The 24,149-nt window shown below is 42.4% G+C and carries 25 protein-coding genes and 2 pseudogenes; 8 read left to right on the forward strand and 19 right to left on the reverse strand.

From position 1 onward, the window contains the following. Window positions 1-54: 54 nt before the first annotated feature. The 8 genes from tig to LIQ05_RS06800 all read right to left on the reverse strand — a co-directional run bounded on the left by tig (window position 55) and on the right by LIQ05_RS06800 (window position 8,542). Window positions 55-1,362, reverse strand: coding sequence for a trigger factor (gene tig, locus LIQ05_RS06765; RefSeq protein ID WP_226819596.1), 1,308 nt, complete (start codon window positions 1,360-1,362; stop codon window positions 55-57). 268 nt (window positions 1,363-1,630) lie between these two features. After that, window positions 1,631-2,182, reverse strand: a complete 552-nt coding sequence (locus LIQ05_RS06770) for a DJ-1 family glyoxalase III (RefSeq protein ID WP_226819597.1) — start codon at window positions 2,180-2,182, stop codon at window positions 1,631-1,633. Window positions 2,183-2,346: 164 nt separating this feature from the next. Further along, window positions 2,347-3,141, reverse strand: coding sequence for a pyrroline-5-carboxylate reductase (proC, locus tag LIQ05_RS06775; protein ID WP_226819598.1), 795 nt, complete (start codon window positions 3,139-3,141; stop codon window positions 2,347-2,349). Between the two features lie 43 nt (window positions 3,142-3,184). Then, window positions 3,185-3,646, reverse strand: coding sequence for a CYTH domain-containing protein (locus LIQ05_RS06780; protein WP_226819599.1), 462 nt, complete (start codon window positions 3,644-3,646; stop codon window positions 3,185-3,187). 79 nt (window positions 3,647-3,725) lie between these two features. After that, on the reverse strand, window positions 3,726-5,255 hold the full coding sequence (gene malQ, locus LIQ05_RS06785) for a 4-alpha-glucanotransferase (protein ID WP_226819600.1): 1,530 nt from the start codon (window positions 5,253-5,255) through the stop codon (window positions 3,726-3,728). A gap of 138 nt (window positions 5,256-5,393) precedes the next feature. Next, the gene (locus tag LIQ05_RS06790; protein WP_226819601.1) at window positions 5,394-6,722 is read right to left on the reverse strand and encodes an MATE family efflux transporter; all 1,329 of its coding nucleotides are present in this window, start codon (window positions 6,720-6,722) and stop codon (window positions 5,394-5,396) included. A gap of 42 nt (window positions 6,723-6,764) precedes the next feature. After that, window positions 6,765-7,238 (reverse strand): MarR family winged helix-turn-helix transcriptional regulator, encoded by a 474-nt coding sequence (locus LIQ05_RS06795; RefSeq protein ID WP_226819602.1) that lies wholly within the window; start codon window positions 7,236-7,238, stop codon window positions 6,765-6,767. Between the two features lie 182 nt (window positions 7,239-7,420). Then, window positions 7,421-8,542: a DnaJ C-terminal domain-containing protein gene (locus tag LIQ05_RS06800; RefSeq protein ID WP_226819603.1), complete on the reverse strand. Its 1,122-nt coding sequence runs from the start codon at window positions 8,540-8,542 to the stop codon at window positions 7,421-7,423. Window positions 8,543-8,787: 245 nt separating this feature from the next. Between LIQ05_RS06800 and LIQ05_RS06805 the strand changes: the two genes are divergently transcribed. Further along, complete coding sequence (locus tag LIQ05_RS06805; protein WP_226819604.1) at window positions 8,788-10,158, forward strand: MATE family efflux transporter; 1,371 nt, start codon at window positions 8,788-8,790, stop codon at window positions 10,156-10,158. 80 nt (window positions 10,159-10,238) lie between these two features. On the opposite strand, the gene LIQ05_RS06810 is transcribed toward LIQ05_RS06805, so the two are convergent. The 5 genes from LIQ05_RS06810 to LIQ05_RS06830 form a co-directional block, all read right to left on the reverse strand. Beyond that, window positions 10,239-10,538: a PD-(D/E)XK nuclease domain-containing protein gene (locus LIQ05_RS06810; RefSeq protein WP_318289503.1), complete on the reverse strand. Its 300-nt coding sequence runs from the start codon at window positions 10,536-10,538 to the stop codon at window positions 10,239-10,241. Window positions 10,539-10,790: 252 nt separating this feature from the next. Further along, window positions 10,791-11,006: a response regulator gene (locus LIQ05_RS06815; protein WP_226819605.1), complete on the reverse strand. Its 216-nt coding sequence runs from the start codon at window positions 11,004-11,006 to the stop codon at window positions 10,791-10,793. A 50-nt stretch (window positions 11,007-11,056) separates the two neighbouring features. After that, window positions 11,057-11,782, reverse strand: coding sequence for a nitroreductase family protein (locus LIQ05_RS06820; protein WP_226819606.1), 726 nt, complete (start codon window positions 11,780-11,782; stop codon window positions 11,057-11,059). Between the two features lie 434 nt (window positions 11,783-12,216). Further along, window positions 12,217-13,575, reverse strand: coding sequence for a M20 family metallopeptidase (locus LIQ05_RS06825; protein ID WP_226819607.1), 1,359 nt, complete (start codon window positions 13,573-13,575; stop codon window positions 12,217-12,219). An 82-nt stretch (window positions 13,576-13,657) separates the two neighbouring features. Beyond that, on the reverse strand, window positions 13,658-14,548 hold the full coding sequence (locus LIQ05_RS06830) for a 4Fe-4S binding protein (RefSeq protein WP_226819608.1): 891 nt from the start codon (window positions 14,546-14,548) through the stop codon (window positions 13,658-13,660). A gap of 146 nt (window positions 14,549-14,694) precedes the next feature. Here LIQ05_RS06830 and LIQ05_RS06835 point away from each other — a divergent pair, with 146 nt between their 5' ends. Then, window positions 14,695-14,868: a chorismate--pyruvate lyase gene (locus LIQ05_RS06835; RefSeq protein WP_173719358.1), complete on the forward strand. Its 174-nt coding sequence runs from the start codon at window positions 14,695-14,697 to the stop codon at window positions 14,866-14,868. Window positions 14,869-14,905: 37 nt separating this feature from the next. Here LIQ05_RS06835 and LIQ05_RS06840 read toward each other — a convergent pair whose 3' ends face one another. The 3 genes from LIQ05_RS06840 to LIQ05_RS06850 form a co-directional block, all read right to left on the reverse strand. Beyond that, window positions 14,906-15,505 (reverse strand): HDIG domain-containing metalloprotein, encoded by a 600-nt coding sequence (locus LIQ05_RS06840; protein ID WP_226819609.1) that lies wholly within the window; start codon window positions 15,503-15,505, stop codon window positions 14,906-14,908. Window positions 15,506-15,674: 169 nt separating this feature from the next. Then, on the reverse strand, window positions 15,675-16,025 hold the full coding sequence (locus LIQ05_RS06845; RefSeq protein ID WP_226819610.1) for a molecular chaperone Hsp90: 351 nt from the start codon (window positions 16,023-16,025) through the stop codon (window positions 15,675-15,677). A gap of 145 nt (window positions 16,026-16,170) precedes the next feature. Then, window positions 16,171-17,211: a helix-turn-helix domain-containing protein gene (locus tag LIQ05_RS06850; protein ID WP_226819611.1), complete on the reverse strand. Its 1,041-nt coding sequence runs from the start codon at window positions 17,209-17,211 to the stop codon at window positions 16,171-16,173. A gap of 331 nt (window positions 17,212-17,542) precedes the next feature. On the opposite strand from LIQ05_RS06850, the gene LIQ05_RS06855 reads away from it, so the two are divergent. After that, entirely contained in the window at window positions 17,543-18,562 is a 1,020-nt protein-coding gene (locus LIQ05_RS06855; protein WP_226819612.1) for an ABC transporter substrate-binding protein, read from the forward strand. A gap of 76 nt (window positions 18,563-18,638) precedes the next feature. Here the strand turns inward: LIQ05_RS06855 and LIQ05_RS06860 are convergent, their stop codons facing one another. The 3 genes from LIQ05_RS06860 to LIQ05_RS06870 are packed head-to-tail and all read right to left on the reverse strand — an operon-like array spanning window position 18,639 to window position 19,658. Then, window positions 18,639-18,995, reverse strand: coding sequence for a succinylglutamate desuccinylase/aspartoacylase family protein (locus LIQ05_RS06860; RefSeq protein ID WP_226819613.1), 357 nt, complete (start codon window positions 18,993-18,995; stop codon window positions 18,639-18,641). A 37-nt stretch (window positions 18,996-19,032) separates the two neighbouring features. Then, entirely contained in the window at window positions 19,033-19,494 is a 462-nt protein-coding gene (locus LIQ05_RS06865) for a beta-L-arabinofuranosidase domain-containing protein (protein WP_226819746.1), read from the reverse strand. Continuing rightward, window positions 19,398-19,658, reverse strand: a complete 261-nt coding sequence (locus LIQ05_RS06870) for a beta-L-arabinofuranosidase domain-containing protein (RefSeq protein ID WP_226819614.1) — start codon at window positions 19,656-19,658, stop codon at window positions 19,398-19,400. The genes LIQ05_RS06865 and LIQ05_RS06870 overlap by 97 nt, the downstream gene beginning before the upstream one ends. Before the next feature lie 200 nt (window positions 19,659-19,858). Between LIQ05_RS06870 and LIQ05_RS20565 the strand changes: the two are divergent. The 5 genes and pseudogenes from LIQ05_RS20565 to LIQ05_RS06890 all read left to right on the forward strand — a co-directional run. Further along, window positions 19,859-19,957, forward strand: a pseudogene (locus LIQ05_RS20565) (IS607 family transposase); the annotation flags it as partial. Window positions 19,958-19,961: 4 nt separating this feature from the next. Next, window positions 19,962-20,507 (forward strand): annotated as a pseudogene (locus LIQ05_RS06875) (RNA-guided endonuclease InsQ/TnpB family protein); the annotation flags it as partial. Window positions 20,508-20,680: 173 nt separating this feature from the next. Further along, a complete protein-coding gene (locus LIQ05_RS06880) occupies window positions 20,681-21,580 on the forward strand; it encodes a damage-control phosphatase ARMT1 family protein (protein WP_226819615.1) in 900 nt (299 codons plus the stop codon). Window positions 21,581-21,714: 134 nt separating this feature from the next. Beyond that, on the forward strand, window positions 21,715-22,827 hold the full coding sequence (locus tag LIQ05_RS06885) for an ABC transporter ATP-binding protein (protein WP_118582627.1): 1,113 nt from the start codon (window positions 21,715-21,717) through the stop codon (window positions 22,825-22,827). A 165-nt stretch (window positions 22,828-22,992) separates the two neighbouring features. Continuing rightward, a complete protein-coding gene (locus tag LIQ05_RS06890) occupies window positions 22,993-24,075 on the forward strand; it encodes a PucR family transcriptional regulator (protein ID WP_226819616.1) in 1,083 nt (360 codons plus the stop codon). Window positions 24,076-24,149 lie beyond the last annotated feature (74 nt).

Genomic DNA, 24,149 nt, shown 5'->3' on the forward strand with positions numbered 1-24,149 from the left:
AAATAACGAAATAAATTTACCCCATCTTGGGATGTGCCGGTATCTGCTTACAAATTACTCAGCGTCTGCTGCTTTCTCAACTTCAACAGCTGCGTCAGCGATAACAGTAACAGCCTTCTGAACAGCCATATCTTTCTTCATCTGCTCAAGTCCGCTCTCACCGATAGCTTCTCTGATCTTGTCAGCTTCCATCTTGTAAGCGTCTGCCATCTTCTGGATCTCTTCTGTGATCTCTTCTTCGGATGGCTGGATGTTCTCAGCCTCAGCAACTTTCTCAAGAACCAGTCTTGTCTGGATTCTCTTAAGTGCCTGTGGCTTCATGTCTTCCATCATCTTGTCCATGCTCTGGCCTGTGAACTGGAAGTACTGCTCCATAGATAATCCCTGCTGCTGCATTCTTCTGGAGAAATCGTCCATCATCTGACGGCACTCTGTCTTAGTCATAAGCTCCGGAATATCCATCTGTGCATTTTCGATTGCTTTATCTACTGCTGCATTTTCTTTTGCAGTTCTTGCTTCTTTTTCTTTCTTCTCTGTCAGGTTCTTCTTAACGTCTTCTTTATACTCAGCAAGAGTATCAAACTCAGATACGTCTTTCGCGAACTCGTCGTCAAGCTCCGGAACCTCTTTGGTCTCAATCTTCTTAACATCACACTGGAATACAGCTTCTTTGCCTGCAAGCTCTTTTGCCTGATATTCCTCTGGGAAAGTAACCTTAACTTCTACGTGGTCACCAGCGTTTGCTCCAACAAGCTGATCCTCGAATCCTGGAATAAATGTACCGGAACCAAGTGTCAGTGCGTAGTCAGATCCTTTACCGCCGTCAAATGCAACACCGTCAACAAATCCCTCGAAATCGATTGTTGTAATATCGCCGTTTGCTGCTGCACGATCCTCAACTGCAACTGTTCTTGCGTTCTTCTCCTGCTCTTTTCTGATCTCAGCGTCAACTTCCTCGTCTGTTACAACAATCTCAGACTTCGGAACCTCTACTCCCTTGTAATCTCCAAGAGTAACCTCTGGTTTCACAGCTACATCTGCTGTGAAGATAAGAGCTTTTCCTGGCTCCATCTGTGTAACATTGATCTCTGGCTGGGAAACGATCTCAAGATCGCACTCGCCCAGTGCTTTTGTGTACTCCTGTGGTACGAGAGAGTTAACAGCGTCTTCCATGAATACGCCCTTGCCATACATGCTCTCGATCATTTTTCTAGGAGCTTTTCCTTTACGGAATCCTGGAAGGCTGATTCTGCTTTTCTGTTTCTGATAAGCTTTCTCCATTGCCTTGTCTAAATCTTCAGCGGAAACTTCGATGGTAAGTTTCGCCATGTTTTTCTCTAATTTCTCCACCTGTAAACTCATTTTCGTGTTCCTCCTTAATATTCTCAGGTAAAATGTCAGGTCCAATGCATTGACATTGTCCATTTCTTAATAATGATACCGCAGATGATAACCGGAAAGTCCGAAACAGGTTCCTGTCACTGCGATCCTTCTGCGGTTATAAATGCGCAGGGTTTCCCCCTATTATTACAGTCATTGTAGAAGTATAGCACAACCAAATTAAAAACGCCAGTGTTTTTTATGGTTTTCCTTGTTATTCCTAAAAAATTAGGGTTTTTTATAATATTTCCTACTTATAAACTACGGATTCTGCAATCTGGTCTGCTTTTTCCTGTCCAAGAAGCTGGGAGATCAGGGAAAGGGCAAAGTCTACTGCTGTTCCAAGGCCCCGGCTGGTGGTGATATTTCCGTCAATTACAACGTTCTCTTCGGATTTCAAAGCGTCTCCAAGTCCCTCCATGCAAGCCGGGTATGCAGTTGCCTTCTTTCCATGTAAAAGTCCGATTTCTGCAAAGACAGTAGGAGCCGCGCAGATGGCAGCGATCTTACCGCCATTATTATAAAAGTTTTTAACCAGACCGGTCAGCGGCCCAAATGCGCCAAGATGGGTAGTTCCTGGCTGTCCGCCTGGAAGCACCAGCATATCCGCGTCAGAGAAGTCTGTCTCATGGAAGGTGGTATCGGTTAGCATGGTGATGCCGTGGGATGTGGTGATCTGTTTGGTGTTTTTAATAGAAACCGTTGTGATGGTGATCCCAGCTCTTCTCATAAGATCAACTACAGTTAAACCTTCGATGTCTTCGAAACCGTCAGCGAGGAAAATGTATACTTTTTTACTCATGGTGAAACCTCCTAATTCATTTTCAATTAACATTTATCACGTTGTATCCTACATATTTCTACTATAAAGTGTTTTTCACATTCCAAGCCATTATAGTTTCTTCATTAAATTAATAACAAAATCATTGATCATAACGTACTTTATAGTCATTTTAATAACAACATTTACATTTTTCTGCCCTTATCAGCAGCGCCCTGCAGTGCTTCAAACACTGCACTACGGAAGCCATTTTGTTCCAGAATGCGGACGCCCTCGATAGTTGTTCCAGCCGGAGAGCATACCATATCTTTCAGTTCACCAGGATGCATGCCGGTCTCCAGAACCATTTTAGCACTTCCAAGCACAGACTGTGCTGCAAACTGATACGCCTGCTTTCTTGGCATTCCCTGGGCTACTGCTGCGTCTGCCATTGCTTCAATAAACATAAACACATAAGCTGGGGAGCATCCGCTGACTGCACCTACTGCATCCATCATTCTCTCTGGAACTACTTCTGTACGTCCGAAACTGTTTGTGATGGTAAGGATCTGATCCAGATCTTCCATGGTAACACGTTCGTTGACGCATGCACCAGTCATCCCCTCGCCCACCTGAGCTGGTGTATTCGGCATAAGACGTACCACTTTCAAAGGAAGGCCGCATTTTTCTTCCAGCCATGCAAGTGTTTTGCCAGGGGCAATGCCTACGATCATATGCTCTGGTGTCAGGTAATCTTTTACCTCATTAATTACTTCTTCGTAAAACTGAGGTTTCACAGCTAATATAACAATATTTGCATTTTTCACAATCTCACAGTTATCAAGAGTGGTGACAACCCCAAGCTTTTCCCTGCTTTTTCGGCTTCCCTCTTCTGTAAGATTTGAAACAATAATCTCATTTTTCTCAAATATACCCTTTTTCAGGATTCCGCCGATCATTGCAGAACCCATATTTCCACATCCGATAAATCCGATTTTCATGTTTTTCTCCTCTCGTGCAAGTTGGGTAAAGATCTGCTGGAATTTATTGTTTTTTTGCGCCCTTACTCAAAGTACTATTATGATACTCTGTGGAATAGGTCACATCCTCCCCAAACCACTTGGGAGGCTGATAAGACCGTGCAACTTCTTCTGACGGGAACTCCACTTCTGCCAGAAAAAGGCCTTCATAGGGAGCTTTAAATACATCCAATTCAATGGACAGACCATCCTTCTCAGGAATCACGTAGCGGATCTTGGAGATCACGATTCCGTCTGCTTTTGGCTTCAGATGCTCATAGGCATCTTTGGTCAACGGCAGGTTATATTCCTCCCGTGCCAGAAGTCCTTTTGATTTATAGGTCAGATAATACTTGTCATTGGACTTGCGGATCCGCACAACCGGTTCTGTGCACAAATATCCCTGCTCAATCACTTTGCTCGGATACTGTTCCAGATTTTTGGGAAGGTCTTCCTTTTTTACAAGAAACTTTCTCTCAATTTCCACCTTTGTTTCCTCCGTATATGCAAAATTGAGGGCAAATACCCTTGCCCTCAATCTTACTCTTCTCCCACTCTTTATGCAACTATTTCTCTTCTTCCGGATCCAGTGTCCAGTTTCTTCTTCCGAATCTGGTTGCCAGAATCAGCATTTCCTTCTGCAATTCCTTGCTAAACTGTCCTTCCTTCAGACGCCATTTCCAGTTCTTTCCAAGTGTGGACGGCTGATTAATCCGGGCTTTATTATCTAACAGAAGATAATCCTGAATCGGAATGATACATCTTCCAGCCACGCTTCCCATAACAAGACGGATCATATTCCGGCAGATGCCTTTCTCATCATCATGGAAATTCCACAGATATTCCCGAACCATATGCCGCTCTTCCGGAGTGATATCAGCAAACCATCCAAGAAGAGTCTCATTATCGTGAGTTCCGGTATAAACCACACAATTGTTATTATAATTATGAGGCAGATAATCACTGGCATTTCCTGTATCACGTTCATCAAAAGCAAATTCGATTACCTTCATATTCGGATAACCGCTCTCTTCCACAAGACGCTTTACAGAATCTGTCATAAAGCCAAGATCCTCTGCAATAATGTCCTTGTGTCCCAACCGATAGGAAACGGTACGGAAAAGATCCATGCCAGGACCTTTTTCCCACCAGCCACGTTTTGCATCTTTGTCCCCATAAGGAATTGCGTAATACTCATCAAATCCGCGGAAATGATCTATACGGACAACATCATACATATTAAAGCAATGTGCCAGACGCTTGATCCACCACTCGAAACCTGTATTCCTATGCACATCCCATCTGTACAGAGGATTTCCCCAAAGCTGTCCTGTTGCAGAAAATCCATCTGGCGGACATCCGGCCACCTGGGTAGGCTCGTTATTTTCATCCAGCTTAAACAGTCCTGAATTTGCCCAGGTATCAGCACTGTCCATGGCAACATAGATCGGAATATCTCCGATAATACGGATTCCCCTTTTGTTTGCATAAGCTTTCAGCTTCGCCCACTGCTCATAGAATTTGAACTGCATATACTCCTGAAATTCAATTTCAAAATACAGTTCTTTTCTGTAATAATCCAGTGCATTATTCCAGCGAAGACGGATGTCCTCAGCCCATTCTGTCCAGGGAATTCCTCCGAACCGATCTTTAACCGCCATAAAAAGAGCGTAATCTCCAAGCCAGTGCGCCTGTTCCTGCTGAAATCTTACAAAATCAGGATTTTTGGAAATCTCGCTTCTCTCATAGGCTTTACGAAGAAGTTTGTAACGTCCTTTGTAAATTTTCTCATAATCAACATCATCTTCTCTGGAACCAAAATCTACAGCATCACACTCTTTCTTAGTAAGAACCCCTTCCTCAATCAAGTCTTCCAGACTGATAAAATAAGGATTTCCTGCAAAGGTTGAAAAGGACTGATATGGTGAATCCCCATAGCTGGTAGGGCCAAGAGGCAAAATCTGCCAGCATCCCTGTCCTGCTGCCTTTAACTGATCAACAAATTCATAGGCACTTTTTGAAAAACAACCAATTCCGTATTTCGACGGCAGACTGCTGATTGGAAGCAATACACCGCATTCTCTCTGATTACCCATTTTTTCCTCCCTGTCCACAGAACTCAAACATCAACACATATTGTTACACTCATTACGTTTTAACATACGTGTTTATATCATGTCACAATCCATGTACTAAAATCAATATCACTTTTTCAAGAAACATGGTATTTTTTTCTAATAATGATATTTCTTTTTGTTTCTAGCAAGACAGGACACTGAGCAGATAAGTCCCAGTCCTTCTGCCACTATAATTGCTCCCCAGATTCCATCCAGCCCCAAAAACATCGGAAGCAAAATAACCATTCCACCCCGGAAAAGCAGTGTTCTTGTGAAAGATAAAAATGCGGAAAGTGGTCCGTTACACAGCGCAGTAAAAAAGGAAGAAGCATAAATATTAATTCCACTGAACAGATATCCCACTGAAAAAATACGGAATCCATGAACGGTCATGTCCAGCAGTTCCTTATCATATCCTACAAAAACAGAAGATAGAGGATAACTCACCACCTCTGAAACAGTCACCATTGCAATGGAAGTAAATCCAATGATCGTAACACTTTTACGGAAAACACTTTTCAGTTCAGCATAATTTTCCGCGCCATACTGGTAGCTGACAACAGGTGCGCTTCCGGAGGAAAATCCAAGGAAAGCTGCCAGAAATGCAAAGTCCACATACATCATAACGGAATAAGCTGCCACTCCACTTTCCCCGATTACTTCCATCAACCGAATGTTGTATAAAATGCCAATTAAAGACGCAGAAATATTACTCATCAGTTCCGAAGATCCATTGGATGCAGCCTGAAGAAGCTGTTTCCCATAAAACTTTGTCTTCACAAGCTGAAGACCATGTTTTCTCTTTTTTGCAAAATAAATAAGTGGAATTCCCCCGCCAACTACATATCCCATAATTGTTGCCAGTGCCGCTCCTGCGACACCCATTTTCAGCACTGCTATAAACACATAATCCAATGCCATATTTGTCACACCAGAAGCAATGGAAAGTAGCAGTCCCAGAGTAGGCTTCTCATTGACAACAAAGAAATTCTGAAAACTGACCTGCAGCATAAATGGGACACTGCCAGCCAGAAGAATTGCCCCATAAATGACACAGTCCTCCATAAGAAGATCGCTGGCTCCTGCAAACCGCATGATTGGACGAACAAAAACAAGTGACAGCGCAGTCAGGATTCCACCGATTATGATCATACTGTAAATCAGCATGGAAAAATATTGGTTCGCCAGGTCCTTTTTGCCTTCGCCCAGGGTCTTCGCCACAAGCGCACTGCCACCGGTGCCAAGCATAAAACCAACTGAACCAATGATCATAGTCACCGGAAAGGCAATATTTATGGCTGAAAGTGCCATTGCACCTACCAGATTGGATACAAATAAACCGTCCACTACACTGTAGACTGAGGCGATTATCATAGTAACCACCGAAGGTAAGGTAAAACGCAGCAGGCGTTTGTAGGTAAAATGATCGGATAGTCTGATCTGCATAAATATAGTACTTCTCCTTAATTTTTTTAATACACTTTCTTTCTACTCAGTCAAGACATTCTCTTCTGCCAGGAACTGATCCGTCTCTTCTTCCAGCACATTCACATGCTTCAGTCCATAATAAAGGACTCCCTTTTTTTCTTCCTCAGAAAGCCTTTCAAAGGCTCTTCTCTCCACTTCGAAAACATGATCCACCGTATTTCTGACCAGCTCATTTCCTTTTTCTGTAAAATGAATGGTTTTATTCTTTCGGTTTCCAGCATTCTTTTCCAGGTAAATATAGTCTTCTTTTTCCAGTTTTTTCAGTGCAGTATTTACCGTCTGTTTCCGAAGGTATAGATTATTACAGATCTGTGCCTGAGTCGTGCAATCCTCATTTTCCCGGACAAAATATAAAATATCGAACATCGTCTCTGTAAGGCCATAATGAGAAGCCAGTTTATAATACACTGCACAGTTCTTTTTATAAATATTATTTACATCCCGTAGGAAATCTCTGAAAGTCATCTCTGCCATATACGTTTTATTTTCCTTTCCACATTCTCGATTTCGTAATATAGCCGTTCAAATAATCCGGAATCGGACTTTTTATTATTATAGTCCGATTTCGGATTATTGTCAAGATATAAAAAAAGCCTACATGCATTCCGCTTAGATTTCATAAACCAGGCTTTATACATGTAAGCTATATGATGCCTTTATGCTGTTCGACTTCCTCTCTCACCAGCCATTCTGGTACTTGTATCAAATTCACGAAGTTTCCGTCTGGATTCCTCACTTAAATTTCTCGGTACCTGAACCTGGACAGTTACATACAGATCACCGTAGACTCCGGTTTTTCCCATCATCTGGATACCTTTTCCTTTCAGACGAATCTTACTGCCAGACTGTGTGCCTTCCGGAATACGACACAGCACCTGACCATTCAGGGTCTGGACTTTTGCCTCACCGCCAAGAGCGGCTGTGATAAACGGCACATTTACGGTGGTGTAAACATCGGTGCCTTTTCGTTCAAAGCCAGGGCGCTCGCCTACGTGAACTTTCAGGAGAAGATCTCCTGCCTGAGCGCCGCCGTAGCCTGGGTTGCCTTTACCTCTCAGGCGGATGCTCTTGCCATTATCAATTCCGGCAGGGATATGAACCTTCAGTGTCTGTTTGCCTCTGCCGTCAGCTTCTGAAAGATTGATCAGCTTATCGCAGCCGAATACGGCTTCGTTAAAGCTGATAGAAATTTCAGCATTCAGATCCTGGCCTTTCTGCTGTCGGCTGCCACCGAAGCCGCTATTGTAGCTTCTTCCGAAGTCATCTCCATAACCTGTGCCACCAAAGCCGCCAAAGCCACTTCCTCCAAATCCGTGTGCGGAGCCAGTCTTTCCAGAATTGCTTCCTCCAAAACCTCCGCCAAACAGATTCTTCAAAATATCGTCCATGTCACCGCCTTCAAAATGAAATTCCTGATAGCTGCCATCTGGACTTCTGTAAGCACCTCTATGACCATTTCCAAAACCGCCAAAGCCACCGAATCCAGAGCCGTCAAAGCCGCCTTTTCCATTAAAGCCGCCTGTGCCATATCCGGCACTGCCAGCGCCTTCCTCAAATGCTGCATGACCGAACTGATCATAGAGTTTTTTCTTCTCAGGGTCACTGAGCACATTATACGCTTCTGTAACTTCTTTAAACTTCTCCTCAGCATCCGGATTTCCCTCGTTTGAATCCGGATGATATTTCTTCGCCATCTTACGATAGGCTTTTTTTATAGCCTCTTTATCTGCACTGCGGTTAATTCCCAGCACTTCATAATAATCTCTCTTTGTTCCCATATTGGTCACCTCTGACTCCTCATATTGCTAAATAAATTCCCCGGAATCTCTTCCGGGGAATGCTGTTATCCATCTCCCGAACAGCCCCGGGAAATAGCTTTTCTTTTTGTTCTATTTGTAATATAACATTCATTTTTATTAAAGTCAAGGTATGGAACATAATTTCATATTTTTTTCACATTAGTAGTTCTATTGCGTTTTCTATGTTATAATAATGATACTTTACCATTTTCAGGAGAAATAAAATGAAAAAGAAACAATTAAACCTCACCTCCGGTCCTATTTTACGGACTTTGTCTGAACTTGCACTGCCAATCATGGCTTCTTCCTTTCTCTCTACCGCCTATAACATCACGGACATGGCATGGATTGGAATGCTGGGCTCCAAGGCAGTGGCTGGTGTCGGTGTGGGAGGTATGTACGTATGGCTCTCCCAGGGACTTTCTTCCCTGGCAAGAATGGGAGGACAGGTAAACATGGCGCATTCCCTTGGAAGAGGAGATCAGAAGACTGCCGCAGGCTTTGCACAGGCGGCCCTGCAGCTTACCATACTATTCTCTCTATTTGTTACATTGATCAGTATGTTATTTACGAATCCGCTGCTGCAGTTCTTTGCATTAAATGATACAGAAACTTACAACAGTGCCAGAATTTATATGCGGATCACCTGCGGACTGATCCTGTTTTCCTTCCTTTCCCAGGTGCTGACAGGCCTTTTTACAGCCCAGGGCGATTCCAAAACACCGCTGAAAGCAAACTTCTTTGGCCTGATACTGAATATGATCCTTGATCCGCTTCTTGTTCTTGGGATAGGACCATTTCCCAGATTAGAAGTTGTAGGAGCTGCAGTGGCAACTGTTACAGCACAGATTGTAGTTCTGTTAATCCTTGTTGCAGAAATTCTCCGTGACCACGGTGAAGCCAATGTACTACACAAAATCCGTCTGCTTTCACGACCGGATATTGCCTGTTTAAAAGGAGTCTTTCGCATTGGAACCCCCACTGCACTTCAGGGAAGCCTTTACTGTATCATCTCCATGATACTCACCCGAATGGTTTCTGGATTCGGGGACGGAGCGATTGCCGTACAGCGTGTAGGCGGACAGATTGAGTCTCTTTCCTGGAACACGGCTGACGGTTTTGGCTCTGCCCTGAATGCTTTCATGGGACAGAACTACGGAGCAGGAAAAAAAGACCGAATCAAGTCAGGATACCATATTTCCATTCGGCTTCTGGTATGCTGGGCTGCACTGATCACTATTGCCTTTGTATTTTTTCCACGACAGATTTCTGTGCTCTTTTTCCACGAGGAGGAGGTTATCCGGTTTTCCGTTGATTACCTGCGGATCATCGGATTTTCCGAAATTTTTCTCAGCGTGGAAATGATGACTGTGGGCGCCCTGTCTGGTCTTGGACGTACACAGCTTTGCAGTCTGATCAGCGTTGGCCTGACTGTTATACGAATTCCTCTTGCACTGGTTCTGTCAAACACTGCACTGGGACTGAATGGAATCTGGTGGGCACTGACACTTTCCACCTTTTCAAAGGGAATTATTTTTTATTTTGTGTTCCAGTATATTTGCGAACACAGTCTGTTAAGAACTACTAACAAATAGTAAAAGAACCGACAGGTGATATTTTCATAGCATCTGTCGGTTCTTATTATCTAATAGAGTTCTCAGCCATTCCCGCGTAGTTATGCTCCTATGAGTACTTCTTTTCCTTTAAATGCAAATCCGTAATGATGAATCTCTTCTTTTTCAAAGCCAAGTCCTATAAGCTCCGCATCGTATTGCTTTTCTTCAATCTGCTGCAATGCCGCTTTTACAGTATCCTCAAGATTTTTTCCCTTTTTTTCATTATAAACCTTGAATTCCAGAACCACAGCCGGCAGGCTGCCTTTCCTTTGAAGATGCGGAATCAGCATAATATCGTAGCGTCCAAAACCGCTTTCCCGGTTGGAACGAATAATATAGTTCTCCCGCGGTTCCACCATAAGCCCTAATACAAAACCATCCCTTAAACATATTAGAAAACATCCCAACTGTTTCCAGATTGGTAATGGAAAGTGTAATAAACACAACTGCAATCAGATTGAAAATATCCGCAATCACATGATCTGCAAATACGTAAATCCCACAGCACATAATGGCCAGTACAAGATAAAGATCAACAGCTTTATTAAACTCATTTACACGGTTTGCGTTGATACTGTAATAAATAATGCAGAACAGGCTGAGCAGAATATTTAATACATTAAAGCATCCATACCATTCATTTTTGGCATTTCAATGTCCAGTAAAAGAACATCATATATGGGCTCATATTTAAATACCAATTCACTTCCATCTTGAAAAAAAGACGCCTGGATATCTACATTTTTTTCTTTTTTGTAACGTTCAATATATTCGGAAATTGTCTTCTGGAACGAGGGATCATCCTCTGCTATTCCAATTCTGAACATCCTGTTGTTCTCCTTTTCCCTGATATAAGCAATTCTAAAAACAGCAATATTCACTCAAACTGCTTCAGATATTCCCCCACTGACCGTGTCATCTCTTTTGAAAAATCGGAATTATATTTTCTTTTGCAGAAGGCTTTGCACCAGTCTTCAAAGGTGGAATTTTTGTATTGGTGGCTCAACATTTCGCGAAGTTCAGTGCCGTCCATACTGCGGTAGGTGTCCTCATGGACAATATGCTCCTGTGCACATCTCTGTGGTTTAGGACGATTCCTCTGCTGCTGAGTGGGCCAGCCAAATACCAGCATAACAGCTGGAAAAACATAATCAGGCAGGTTCAGAAGTCTTCTTTGTTCTTCATAATTTTCCATAATATCACCAATATAGCAGGAACCGATACCAAAACTCTCAGCTGCCACAACTGCATTTTGTGCGGCAATTGCCGTGTCTGTCACCGCAAGCATAAGGTCTCCTATACCTGGTTTTCTTGGCTCACAGCCAGCTTCCAGATATGCATCATACCACTTCTTGCAGTCAGCACAGAATACCAGTACCATAGGTGCTTTCGCAATAAATGGCTGGTGGTCGCAGGTCTCAGATAAAGTCTTTTTCAATTCTTCATCTGTGATGTCCAAAATAGTATAAAGTTGCTGACAGCCTGCTGTAGGCGCCTGGGCTGCGGCTTCAAGGATGACCTTCTTCATCTCCTGCGGAATGGACTTTTCTTCGTATACGCGCATGGATTTTCTATCATATAAGCTTTTTATAATTTCATTCATTTTAAATTTCTCCCCTTTCCTCTAAACAGCTAGCATCGAAGAACATAACCATATAAAAAATATCTTTTTCAGTTTTTCTCACAAAAAAACAGATATTCCCAATAATAATACCGAGAAATATCTGTTTTTTCAAGTCAATATGGAGTCCACAAATTAAGCGGTCTGTGCGCTGCCTTTCATCATCCTGAAATAGCAGAGAATCAGCAGTGCACACGTACCGAACCAGGCCAGTGGACTGGCAATACAGACAGCCGTATAGCCATTCTCCAATAAAAAAACGATTCGGGTATTGTCATTTCTGATACAGATATTGACATTTTGTGTAAAAGAGGTATTACAAAGTAATTTCCTGATTACGTAAAAAAGCCCTCGGATGCCAGAAACATTCGAGGACTTCTTCGCTTATTTCTATATTTAAAACTGATTGGATTCGGTTAAATCGCCAGCAAATTCTTAATTGCTTCCATATACACTTCCACAGCCTCTTCCATCTCAGAAACCAGAATGAATTCATCTGCGCCGTGAATACGGTAATCCACACCCAGTTTTTCCGGACCAAATGCAATAATATTTTTCAGAGATTTGGCATAGGTTCCGCCGCCAATTACCATTGGTTTGTTCTCCTTGTCACCTGTCACATCCACATAAGCCTTGTACAGGGCATTTACCAGCGGAGATTCTCTTGGGAAGAACAACGGATTACCGATTTCCCCCACCTCAATACGGCCGTTTTCATCTTCCAGGTTACCTTCTATACGCTCCAGAATATCATCCTTTTTGAAGGTTACAGGTACACGGATGTCGATGGTGCAGGAAATCACACCATTCTCTGTTTTTACGATTCCATTGCAGAAGGTCAACTCACCAAACTCATCGGAAATTTTAAGACCAACACCGGAACCATCACAGGCTGTTCCAATGTGCTGATTATAAAATTTAACAAAATCGTCTTCGAAGCCTGCCTTTGCAAGACATTCCATGGTAACACCAGCAGCGTTGATACCAAGTGTCGGTGTGCTGGCATGGGCCGGTACGCCTTTTGCATAAATGGTGATCTGATTTTCGGCTTCTGTAACTTTATATTCCTGTAGTTTTGTCTCGGAAAGCATCTGCTCCAGTTTCTCCTTAAGACCAGCCTCTGCTGGAATCACAGTGGTACAGTTATCGCATACTGCATTAGAAACAAAACCGCCATTCATGGAGATAATTCTGGTATTTTTAGAATATGCCATCATGGACATATAACCTTTTTCACCATGAATACATGGGAAATTTGCATCAGGTGTAAAGCCGCAGGATAACTCTTCCTCGACCTCATTATAATGCGCCATACATTTGGAACCGGTTTCCTCGTTACATCCCATGATCAGGCGGACTCTTTTGTTCAGCTTCACGCCGGAATCCTTCAGAAGCTTCATAGCATAGAGTGCTTCAATTACAGGCCCCTTGTCATCTGTAGTTCCACGTCCGTATACATGGTCGCCATCTCTTGTCAGCTTAAATGGATCGTAGGTCCAGTCACCGCCTACAGGTACAATATCAAGATGACCTGCAATACCTACGATTTCCTCGCCTTCTCCCATTTCAGCGTAACCGCAGTAGTTATCAAGATTTACTGTTTTAAAACCAAGCTCTCTGGCAATTTCAAGCCCGATTTCAAGTGCCTCTGCCGGTCCTTCTCCGAAGGGTTTTCCCTCTGACGGGGTGCCAAGCTGGGAATCAATAGCAACCAGCTTTCCAAGATTTTCAAGCATTTTCTCAGATAATGCATGGATTTGTTCTCTTGTATTCATAGGTGTTTATTTCCTCCAAATTCTATTTTATCTTTGCAGAGCATTTCCACAAATTATAATGACTCTCCCGGGTAACGTCTTTTCACAGCTGCTCCAACAGCTGCTTCTCCACATTTTCAAAACCGATTCTCTCGATAGTCTCCGCGAAACGTTCTCCCTTTCTTCCATTATCACGGAAGAAAAGAATTGCCTTTTCAATTACATCCAGAGCTTCTTCTTTGGATGTAAAAATCCGGCCAAGAGCTTTTCCCTGAGACACTTTTTTGCCCCAGCGTCCGCCTATGTATATTTTATAACCATAAACACCATCTTCTATGGTGTGGAACGGACATTTTCCAACACAGCGTCCGCAGTTTTTACATATGTTTTTGTCAATCTGAATCTTTCCATCCACTACCTTTGCCACTTTGTTTGGACAGGCAGCCTCAATGGCACATTTCTTGCAGCCTTTGCATATATCTGTCTTGACGTTTGGAATTCTCTGTCCGATAATCCCTACATCATTCAGGTCTGGTTTCACACAGTTGTTTGGACAGCCACCCACAGCAATCTTAAATTTATGCGGAAGTGCAACCTCCCTGTAGCCTTCATAAAAACGTCTGTAAATTTCTTCTGATACTGCATAGGAATCCAGAAGTCCATACTGGCATGTAGTTCCTTTGCAGGACACTACAGGACGTACCTTAGCCCCTGTTCCACCTGTTACCAGGCCTTCTTTCGCTATAAATTTCTGAAATTCTTCAATCTTATCGTAGGGAATTCCCGGGATTTCCACAGACAATCTGGTGGTATACAAAAGCTCACCGTTTCCAAATTTTTCTGCAGCGTCTGCCATACAGCGATGCTGTGCTGCAGTTACTTTGCCATTTGTCGTGAGAACTCTTGCTGAAAACAGGTCGGTTCCTCTGTTATTCAGAAATCCCATTCCTTTTACTCTTTTTTCATCTTCCGGGGGGATTGTTAATGCTGACATTTTTGATACCTCATTTCCTGTTGCTATTCACTGATAATTTTTCACCTGTGAATTCTATTATAGCACCTGAATTGGTGTTTGAAAAACGTTTTTCTCTGTGGTATTCTATAAGCATATAAATAATACAAACCGGAGGGATAATTCCTATGTTAATTTGTGATTATATTGTAGAATCTATTGACGGCGACTACGCTCATCTGCGCAGGACGGATCTTCCCGAAGAAGAACTGAAGCTGGTAGCAAGAGCGCTTCTGCCATTTGACATTACAGAAGGATGCAGATTGCATTATGAAATGATGCAGTATACCATAATTGACTGATATACTGCAAGTCAATTCATTCGGTTACAAAAAGTATTCAGGCATTTTCCAGTTCCGCATTAATCGTATCTTCACTGGCTGCCATCGCCTGTAGTGTCATGGTCAGCAGTTTTTCCAGCTCCCATCCAAGCTGCTGCGCACCGCGCTCAATTACTTCCCTGGAGCAGCCTGCTGCGAAGCCTTTGCTTTTGTACTTTTTCTTCAGTGATTTCAGTTCCATATCCTTAGTACTCTTGGACGGACGCATTAATGCTGCTGCCCAGATCAATCCGGTAAGTTCGTCTGCTGCAAAGAGCACTTTTTCCATCTCCTGTTCCGGTGCTACGTCGATTGTTGCACCGCAGCCTACAGTTATTCCATATCCGTGAGATACCACACTGTGTATCACATCTTCTCCTACACCTGCCTCGCGGAGCATTTCCGGTGCTTTCAGGCAATGCTCTTCCGGATAAAGCTCGAAATCAATATCGTGAAGAAGTCCTACGATTCCCCAGTATTCAGCATCCTCTCCATATCCCAGTTCGTTTGCGTACCATTTCATGACCGCTTCCACAGTCAGTGCATGCTGGATATGAAATGGATCCTTGTTGTATTTTTTTAATAATGTAAAAGCCTCGTCTCTTGTGATTGTTTCCATTGTTGTCACTCCTCGTATGTCTGTATCTGAACTTGATTTCCGGATTTTCCCCAATCACCCTCACTCATGAACATGCTGTAAGGTTCTGCTCCCGATTTTTCTTTATTGTCAAGCGGATATTCGCAATCCGCTTCGCTACTTGCTCATAACCGAATAACTGCTCCGCAGTTTATTCGGTTAAAATCTCATCTTTCTTCGCAAGCAGTGCCTCGCATGCTGCACATGCCGGACAATCACAGTATTTTTCGCCTGCGGCTTTGCGCTCTTTTGCGTGAAGCAAAACATTTTTCACACCATCCGCACCAAAAACCTTAGCTCCCATATCAGACTCAGCGAAGGAAATTAATCCCTCGATAGGCATAATATCCGCTTCCATCTCTGCAACGTATGCTTTGGCTGCATCTGCTTCTTTTTCTGTTCCAACAGCATCCAGATAATTTTGCGCTGCGTCTTTGATCTCTTTACAAGCGGATGGTGCTGCTAATAAATCCCCAGTTAATTCACGAATTGTTTTTTCCATAATAAAACTCCCTTTCTGAAGTGTGTTCTTTCTATACTCTGTTTACCACATGAGCATGCTCATGATTTGAAATAAAAGAAAAACCTTGCAAATACTATACATCGTTCTTTATTTATATACAACCATTTTGAGAAAAGTGACAATTTTAATTCCCTGATAACAATTTTTCCCAGGGTTCATATCCTTTCATATAAACAAATTCTTCTGCGTTTCTGAAGCCTTCCAGCAATTCTTTTTTCATTTCTTCCGTATATGGATTTTCGACTCCCCGGAATTTCATATGCTTGTATAATTGGGATTTTTGAAAATCACATATGGTATCCACATTATTCAGCAATTGCTTTGCAACCAGGAAAGTACCCTCCACATTGTTCTCTGCGGTCACAACACTCAACATTGCTGCACATTCATTGTATTTTCCCATATCAAAGCCTGAAGCTAATGTACACATTTTCTCTGCCAGAAACCTTGCGTATCCATGGTCTTTTCCCTCAAGAGCCTTAGTGATCATGATTCCAAAAGCCATATTCAAAGTGGTATACTCTGAAAAAACAGCCTTTTCCAGCATCTCAAATGCCTCTTCTGTTTTCCCCTGCTCCATATATAATTGTCCCTGCTTCACCTTTTTCATGGGATCATAATCGGAAAAATAGTTTAAATATTTTTCTGCCATTTCATAATTCTTTTTACGCAAATAGAAGCCGAACAGGGAATCCGCTGCATGGTGCTGAATTTTTTCATCTTTATCATTCAGCGCCATTTCGTACCAGGAATTGATCTGCTCATCGTACCTGTCCGGATTCTCACACATACCAATGATCCGGCGCGAATCAAGCATTACCGCCATCTGCCAGATCAGCAGATTGCAGTTTGGATATTCTTTTATGGTATTTACAGCCCACTGATAGGTCTTCTCAAAGCCTTCCTCAGAAAACGTTTTGTCCATTTTGTGGATCAGCTCTTCAATTTCAAGGTCAGTCAGATTTTCGTGAAAAGACAACAGGATATCAAGGGAAATATGCAGTAGTCTTGCAATAGGAGCTAACAATTCAATATCAGGATTGGAGTTCCCATTTTCCCACTTATTCACCGCCGGAGTGGTTACTCCCAGACGATTTGCCATTTCTTCCTGCGTGTAACCTAATTCTTTTCTATATTTTTTAATCACATTTCCAATATTCATCATATTTTTCTCCTGAATCAAGCGGATATTCGCAATCCGCTTCGCTACTTGCTCATAACCGAATGCTGCTTCGCAGCTTATTCGGTTAAAATTCCAAAAGCTTTTGTGATTAAAGCATAGCAGAATTGACAGATGAGCACAATTGAATTGTTGTTAAATACATTTCATATTTTTTAACTATCAGGAAAATTAAAATCCATTTACAAATTTTATCAGAAAAGGCAAATAAATAACTTTTCTCGACACTCCTTTTTAACTCTGCAATATGCATACTACGAACATCTTTCCCATATTTTGCATATCCTAACAGCAGAAGTCAAAAAGGAGTCTCTGTATGAAGAATAAAAAATGGATTTCACTGGCAGCAACCGTGGTTCTTACGGCAACTGCACTGCCAGCCACAGTCTTTGCTGCAAAGGCTGTAGAATCAAAAGAAGAGCTTACAAAGGTTACCTTAAACGAAGTGGCGCATTCGATTTTCTATGCACCGCAGTATGTGGCAATTGAAGAAGGGTATTTCGCAGAGGAAGGGATAGATCTGACACTTGTCACAGGATTTGGTGCGGATAAGACTATGACTGCTGTCATTTCCGGTGAAGCTGATATTGGGTTTATGGGGGCCGAGGCATCTATCTATGCTTATCAGGAAGGTGCCACTGATCCGATTGTGAATTTCGCACAGCTCACCCAGAGAGCTGGAAACTTCCTTGTGGCAAGAAAAGAAATGCCGAATTTCACATGGGATGATCTGAGAGACAAGAGAGTTCTTGGCGGTCGTAAAGGTGGTATGCCGGAAATGGTATTTGAGTACATTTTAAAGAATCATTATATTGATCCGGCCATAGATCTGGAAATCGACCAGAGTATTGATTTTGGTTCCACTGCTGCTGCATTTACTGGTGACATGTCAGCAGATTTCACTGTTGAATTTGAGCCATCCGCAACTGCCCTGGAAAAAGAAGGAAAAGGTTATGTAGTGGCTTCTCTGGGTGTGGATTCCGGCTATGTCCCTTATACCTCTTACAGTGCCAAAACCAGTTTCCTGAATGAAAATCCACAGGTAATCCAGAGTTTCACCAATGCCCTTCAAAAGGGAATGGATTATGTGCAAAACCATTCTCCCGAGGAAATTGCGCAGGTGATTTCCCCACAATTCCCGGAAACAGATATGGATACTCTTACCACAATTGTCAATCGTTATTATGAGCAGGACACCTGGAAAGAAAATCTGGTGTTTGAGAAGGATAGCTTTGAACTGCTGCAGGATATTCTGGAAGGTGCCGGAGAATTGGAAAAGCGGGTGGATTACGAACAGTTGGTTACCACAAAGTTTGCAGAATCTGCTTTCTTTTAAAAATTAGCGCCATAAAAATATAACAATATTTACAAAAGGAGATGTAACCATTTTCTGGCTATATCTCCTTTTTCTTTCACTGTACCAGCTTTATCACCGCTGTATTTGCATAAGTCAGAGGCTCATTATGGATAAAAAACACTTTACTTTCAACAGGTGCCGTCACCTGATCCCGGATTGTTCCTGTAAGAGGATCTACGATTTTTCCGATCTGATCTCCTTTTTTCAGCTTTGTCCCATGCTGAACGGAAGGAATAAAAATCCCACTGACCTTTGCATTGAGATAGCTTACATCCTTTGGGTTTCGGGAAATAATGGGAACCTGCACCTGATGTACAGATCCTGTCCAGATTCCAAGCTTTTTCATCAAATTAAAAGTACCGTCTACAAGCTGATCTCCATATGAACGGGTAATCCTCATGCCAACGCCCATTTCCACTACCAGCACCGATGTACCAATACTGTTCAGACTATAGGCAAAAAATGAACTGGTTAATATAAACTGCCTCGTCATTCTCTGCGTATATGTACTGTCCCAGGGAAGCAAGTGTCCTTCCCACATTTGGCGAACAGCAGGCAACTCCAAACCACTTCTGTCTTACCGGCTTCACATGTTCCATGTACGTGTGCTCTGTACAGAATTCCGGAACCACCTCAAGGGGATTTACGTAAAAGTACCGGTCTCCTGTGATGTACATCCTGCGGTCTATCATGTTGTTCCAGATTCTCTGGCATGCCTCCTTAAGCTGCTGGTCATCATTTTCCCCGGCAAGGTCTGCCATTGCGGAACACATATACATCTCTCGGACTGCATGTCCTACTGCCTCGTCCTGTTCTACAGGAGGCTTATGAGCCTGTGAATATTCCAGATCGTATCTCTCGAACTCCGGAAAAAATTCCGGATGTCCTCTTCCCGCGATCTCAGCCTGCAGATAATTGGGATTCCTGCCTCGATCATATGTCCGGCTGTGTACAGCTCGTGGCCTTCCACCAGGTTGGTCCACTTCTTCGTGGGAGCATTGATGGAAAAATAGGTGTTCAGGTAACCATCTGGCTCCTGGGCTTTCCCGATCAGGTCAATGACCTCATCTGCCAATCTATGTTTGTTTTATTTAGTGTGCATATTTTTTCAAAGCATACATAAAGAAACTACATACAAGTTTCTTTTACAGTTATCCTCTGGTTTTGTCAGACACTTTTTGTTATAATATAGATAATTATTATTTCCGTTAATTTGATATTCCATTTTTAGGAGGTTATTAACAGTTAAATATAAATTATAAAATCATATAAGTACTTCATCCGCATCATACTACAGTAAGTGGCTATAGATATTATTCTGATGAGCAACTCAACCAGGTAATAAATGTAAAGCCTAAAAACCGCATTACAATTAACTAAGTATAAGAACATCAATAAGAATCAGAAAGGAAAGAAACTAGAAAAACAGAAACGCAGATTACAGCGTAGTATCTCTCGTTCTTACGAGAAAAATAAGAAAGGAGAAAGCTACTGTAAAACAAATAATGTAATCAAAAAGGAAAAACTTTTATTAAAACGAAATCACAGATTAACAAATATCCGTAAAAACTATTTGAATCAGACCATATCTGAGATCATAAATCGAAAACCAAGATTTATATGTATTGAAGATCTGAATGTCAGCGGAATGATGAAAAACAGACATTTATCCAAAGCAGTCCAGGAACAGGGATTTTTTTGGTTTAGAAAACAGCTTGAATATAAATGCAGTGATAAAGGAATTCAGCTTATTGTAGCTGATCGGTTTTATCCATCATCAAAGCTTTGCTGCTGTTGTGGAAACATCAAAAAAGATTTGAAGTTATCTGACAGAATTTATAGATGTGAGTGCGGGAATATGATTGACAGAGACTTCCAGGCATCTATAAATCTCAAGACTTACGGAGAGAAATTTGCAAGCTGACACTGAAACGTTAATGCAAATATGTACAGATACGTTAGTCCGGAATTTACGCCTATGGAGAGTACAAGAACTTGTGAGTAGATAGATATTTATATCATCAAAAGCATACTCGTTGAAGTAGGAATGAAACATAGAAGTTTATAACTTTTTATAAGTTTTCAGTAACGGCATCTATGAAATTAAATCCAAAATGTATGGCCTGTCAGCTTCGGAAGCAGGAGGCTAAGATCCGTCATTTTGACGATGAGGACAGGAAGAAGCAATATATGGAAAAAATCCGCCAGCGTTTTGACCAGCCAAAGGAGGAGGACTGCGTTCCCAGCATTTCCACAGAGCTGAAGAAGTTCTACTGTTCCTTCTGGGGCGTTCCTATGGAAGATTTTCGTCAGATCAACCGTGAATACGACCAGCTTATGCTGGATCTGGAAGAAGACCTTCTCTCCACCATCCGCTATTCCTCAGATCCACTGAAGGCTGCGCTTATTTACGCCCGCACTGGCAACTATATCGACTTTGCAGCCCTTCCAGAAGTCAGCAAGGAAACTGCACTTTCTCTTATTAAAAGTGAAAACAAGGATGAGCTGGATGAACAGGAGTACCGGAATTTCTGTCAGGATATGAAAAAAGCATCCAATGTTGTATATATTACCGACAACTGTGGGGAGATTGTCCTGGACAAAATTGCCATTCAGGTACTGAAAAAAACATTTCCCAATATACGTGTCACGGCACTGGTACGCGGTCTGCCAGCGGGGAACGACGCTACTATGGCTGATGCAGAGTTCTGTGGGCTTACCGACATTGTACCAGTTCTGGGAAACGGCAGTGATGTAGGAGGTACCTGGTTTCATGGAATCAGTACACATACCCGGGAGCTTTTGCAGAGCGCAGATGTCATTTTAGCCAAAGGCCAGGGCAATTATGAGACTATGCATGGCTGCGGACTGAACATCTACTACCTGTTTTTGTGCAAATGTGACTGGTTTCAACAGCTTTTTCATGCAAAATTACTACAGGGAATGTTCATAAATGAGAAGCGGGCGCCAAAGGCTACTGCTTTTTCGTCAGATTGACAAGAAACTGTTTAAAAGTTTGTATGATTCTGCCCTAGCCCTTTTGGGTGGTTTTCGCTATACTAACAACAGATGAAAAAAGCATCGAACTTATTTAAGCATATTAATTAATTGAAAATTTTGGAGGAAAAATCATGGCAAGCTTATCATTACAGCACATTAACAAAACTTACCCAAATGGTTTCCAGGCAGTTAAAGATTTCAACCTTGAAATTGAAGACAAAGAGTTCATCATCTTCGTTGGACCATCTGGATGTGGAAAATCTACAACACTTCGTATGATCGCAGGTCTTGAGGAGATTAGCGGTGGTACATTAAAGATCGGTGACAAAGTTATGAACGATGTAGAGCCGAAAGACCGTGATATCGCAATGGTATTCCAGAACTACGCTCTGTATCCTCATATGACAGTATATGATAACATGGCATTTGGTCTGAAGCTTCGTAAAGTTCCGAAAGACCAGATTGACAAAGCTGTTAGGGAAGCTGCCAGAATCCTTGACCTTGAGAAACTTCTTGATCGTAAACCGAAGGCTCTTTCCGGTGGACAGAGACAGCGTGTTGCTATGGGACGTGCTATCGTTCGTAATCCTAAGGTATTCCTTATGGATGAGCCTCTTTCCAACCTGGATGCTAAGCTTCGTGTTCAGATGCGTATCGAGATCTCCAAGATCCATCAGAGACTGGGCGCAACAATCATCTATGTAACACATGACCAGACAGAGGCTATGACCCTTGGTACCAGAATCGTTGTTATGAAAGATGGTGTTGTTCAGCAGGTTGATACACCACAGCACCTTTATGAGCAGCCAGGCAACCTGTTCGTTGCAGGATTCATGGGATCCCCGCAGATGAACTTCCTTGACGCTCAGATTGCTGAAAAAGGCGGCGACCTTATTGCTAAAGTTGGTGAGTATGACATTGTTATCCCAGCAGCGAAAGCGAAAGTTCTGAAAGACGGCGGTTATGTTGGCAAGACAGTTGTTCTTGGTATCCGTCCAGAGGATATTCATGATTCCCAGATGTTCATCGAGGCTTCTCCAAGCGTTCCAATGACATCTACCGTTAAAGTTTATGAGCTTCTTGGTGCTGAAGTATTCCTGTACTTCGATGTAAACGGAACTCAGGTTACAGCACGAGTTGATCCTCGTACAAACTCCAAGACAGGCGATACAATCAAATTCGCATTCGATATGGAGAAATCTCACTTCTTCGATAAAGAGACAGAGCTTACTATCTGCAACTAATATTTAGAAGAATGAATTTAGTTAGGCCTCAGGGGTTTTCCCCTGGGGCTTTTTTGTGATATACTGTGAACACTTAGAGAGTCCAAGCCACAGGCGCAGGACAAACTTAGTGTGAACGCACACCTGGATCAAACTTTATTACTTTTCTACAAAAGGAGTACACCTATGAAATTACTTCAGATTCTCCAGAAATGTCTGGAAGACTGGAAGAATATCAGTCATCTGGATTTCTGCCTTGTAAATTTAGATAACACTATTTATATCAGCACCTGCGACAGAGCCCTTCCTTCTGAAGAGAAGCTGGAAGAATTTAAGGAAGATGAGGCGCTGTGTATTTCCAATATGAACTGCCGTCTGTATAAAGTGACAGAGAGTCACCAGCTTCAGTACGTCCTGATCGTATGGGGAAATGAAGAAGCCGCTTCCACCATCGGGGAACTGGCTGTCTGCCAGATTGAGAGCCTGCTTACCGCTTACATGGAAAAAAGCGACAAGAACGTATTTATGCAGAATCTTCTCCTTGGCTCCTACTCTGAGGTAGACGCTTTTAACCGTGCGAAAAAGCTTCATATTGCTACGACTGTACGGCGTGCAGTTTTCCTGGTTGAGACCAAACAGAGCAAGGACGAAAATGCCCTGGCTACCATCCGTAATATTTTTGCAGCTAAGACAAGAGATTTTATTACCGCTATCGACGATTCCGGAATTATTATTCTCCGTGAGCTGCAACCTTCTGAGGATTATTCCGATCTGGATGATATTGCCCATATGCTGGTGGACATGCTGAATACCGAGGCCATGACTTCCGCCTGGGTTTCCTACAGCAATATTGCAGATGACCTGAAGCAGCTCCCGGATGCTTACAAGGAAGCCCGTACTGCCTTGGAAGTGGGCAAGATTTTCTATACTGGCAAGAATGTATTTGGATATAACCGTCTTGGAATCGGTCGCCTGATCTATCAGCTGCCTGTGGAGATCTGCGAGATGTTTATCGATGAGTTTTTCAAAGAAGAGACTCTGGATTCTATTGATGACGAAACACTCACTACCATCCGCACCTTCTTTGAAAATAACCTGAACCTTTCTGAAACCTCAAGGCAGCTTTATGTACACCGAAATACACTGGTGTACCGCTTTGAGAAACTACAGAAAAAGTTCGGGCTGGATATCCGGACTTTTGAGGATGCGCTGACGTTTAAACTAGCCATGATGGTTGTGAATTATATTAAATATAAAAAGGCGGAATAAACCGCTTCCGCCCTTTTAAGCAATACCACTTAAATTAAGACAAATCTGGCGGACCTAACTAAATAGATCCGCCA

Origin of the sequence: Blautia glucerasea (assembly GCF_020537505.1) — a bacterium.
In the GTDB taxonomy this organism is placed as follows: domain Bacteria; phylum Bacillota; class Clostridia; order Lachnospirales; family Lachnospiraceae; genus Blautia_A.

Coding starts and splice junctions, on each gene's coding strand:
- LIQ05_RS06800 (WP_226819603.1), bottom strand. CDS start 8,542: ATGGGAACAAAGAGAGATTATTATGAAGTGCTGGGAATTAACCGCAGT.
- LIQ05_RS06770 (WP_226819597.1), bottom strand. CDS start 2,182: ATGAGTAAAAAAGTATACATTTTCCTCGCTGACGGTTTCGAAGACATC.
- LIQ05_RS06855 (WP_226819612.1), top strand. CDS start 17,543: ATGAAGAATAAAAAATGGATTTCACTGGCAGCAACCGTGGTTCTTACG.
- LIQ05_RS06835 (WP_173719358.1), top strand. CDS start 14,695: ATGTTAATTTGTGATTATATTGTAGAATCTATTGACGGCGACTACGCT.
- tig (WP_226819596.1), bottom strand. CDS start 1,362: ATGAGTTTACAGGTGGAGAAATTAGAGAAAAACATGGCGAAACTTACC.
- malQ (WP_226819600.1), bottom strand. CDS start 5,255: ATGGGTAATCAGAGAGAATGCGGTGTATTGCTTCCAATCAGCAGTCTG.
- LIQ05_RS06845 (WP_226819610.1), bottom strand. CDS start 16,025: ATGGAAAAAACAATTCGTGAATTAACTGGGGATTTATTAGCAGCACCA.
- LIQ05_RS06830 (WP_226819608.1), bottom strand. CDS start 14,548: ATGTCAGCATTAACAATCCCCCCGGAAGATGAAAAAAGAGTAAAAGGA.
- LIQ05_RS06850 (WP_226819611.1), bottom strand. CDS start 17,211: ATGATGAATATTGGAAATGTGATTAAAAAATATAGAAAAGAATTAGGT.
- LIQ05_RS06840 (WP_226819609.1), bottom strand. CDS start 15,505: ATGGAAACAATCACAAGAGACGAGGCTTTTACATTATTAAAAAAATAC.
- LIQ05_RS06795 (WP_226819602.1), bottom strand. CDS start 7,238: ATGGCAGAGATGACTTTCAGAGATTTCCTACGGGATGTAAATAATATT.
- proC (WP_226819598.1), bottom strand. CDS start 3,141: ATGAAAATCGGATTTATCGGATGTGGAAATATGGGTTCTGCAATGATC.
- LIQ05_RS06815 (WP_226819605.1), bottom strand. CDS start 11,006: ATGTTCAGAATTGGAATAGCAGAGGATGATCCCTCGTTCCAGAAGACA.
- LIQ05_RS06810 (WP_318289503.1), bottom strand. CDS start 10,538: ATGGTGGAACCGCGGGAGAACTATATTATTCGTTCCAACCGGGAAAGC.
- LIQ05_RS06885 (WP_118582627.1), top strand. CDS start 21,715: ATGGCAAGCTTATCATTACAGCACATTAACAAAACTTACCCAAATGGT.
- LIQ05_RS06825 (WP_226819607.1), bottom strand. CDS start 13,575: ATGAATACAAGAGAACAAATCCATGCATTATCTGAGAAAATGCTTGAA.
- LIQ05_RS06860 (WP_226819613.1), bottom strand. CDS start 18,995: ATGGGCGTTGGCATGAGGATTACCCGTTCATATGGAGATCAGCTTGTA.
- LIQ05_RS06805 (WP_226819604.1), top strand. CDS start 8,788: ATGAAAAAGAAACAATTAAACCTCACCTCCGGTCCTATTTTACGGACT.
- LIQ05_RS06880 (WP_226819615.1), top strand. CDS start 20,681: ATGAAATTAAATCCAAAATGTATGGCCTGTCAGCTTCGGAAGCAGGAG.
- LIQ05_RS06790 (WP_226819601.1), bottom strand. CDS start 6,722: ATGCAGATCAGACTATCCGATCATTTTACCTACAAACGCCTGCTGCGT.
- LIQ05_RS06890 (WP_226819616.1), top strand. CDS start 22,993: ATGAAATTACTTCAGATTCTCCAGAAATGTCTGGAAGACTGGAAGAAT.
- LIQ05_RS06820 (WP_226819606.1), bottom strand. CDS start 11,782: ATGAATGAAATTATAAAAAGCTTATATGATAGAAAATCCATGCGCGTA.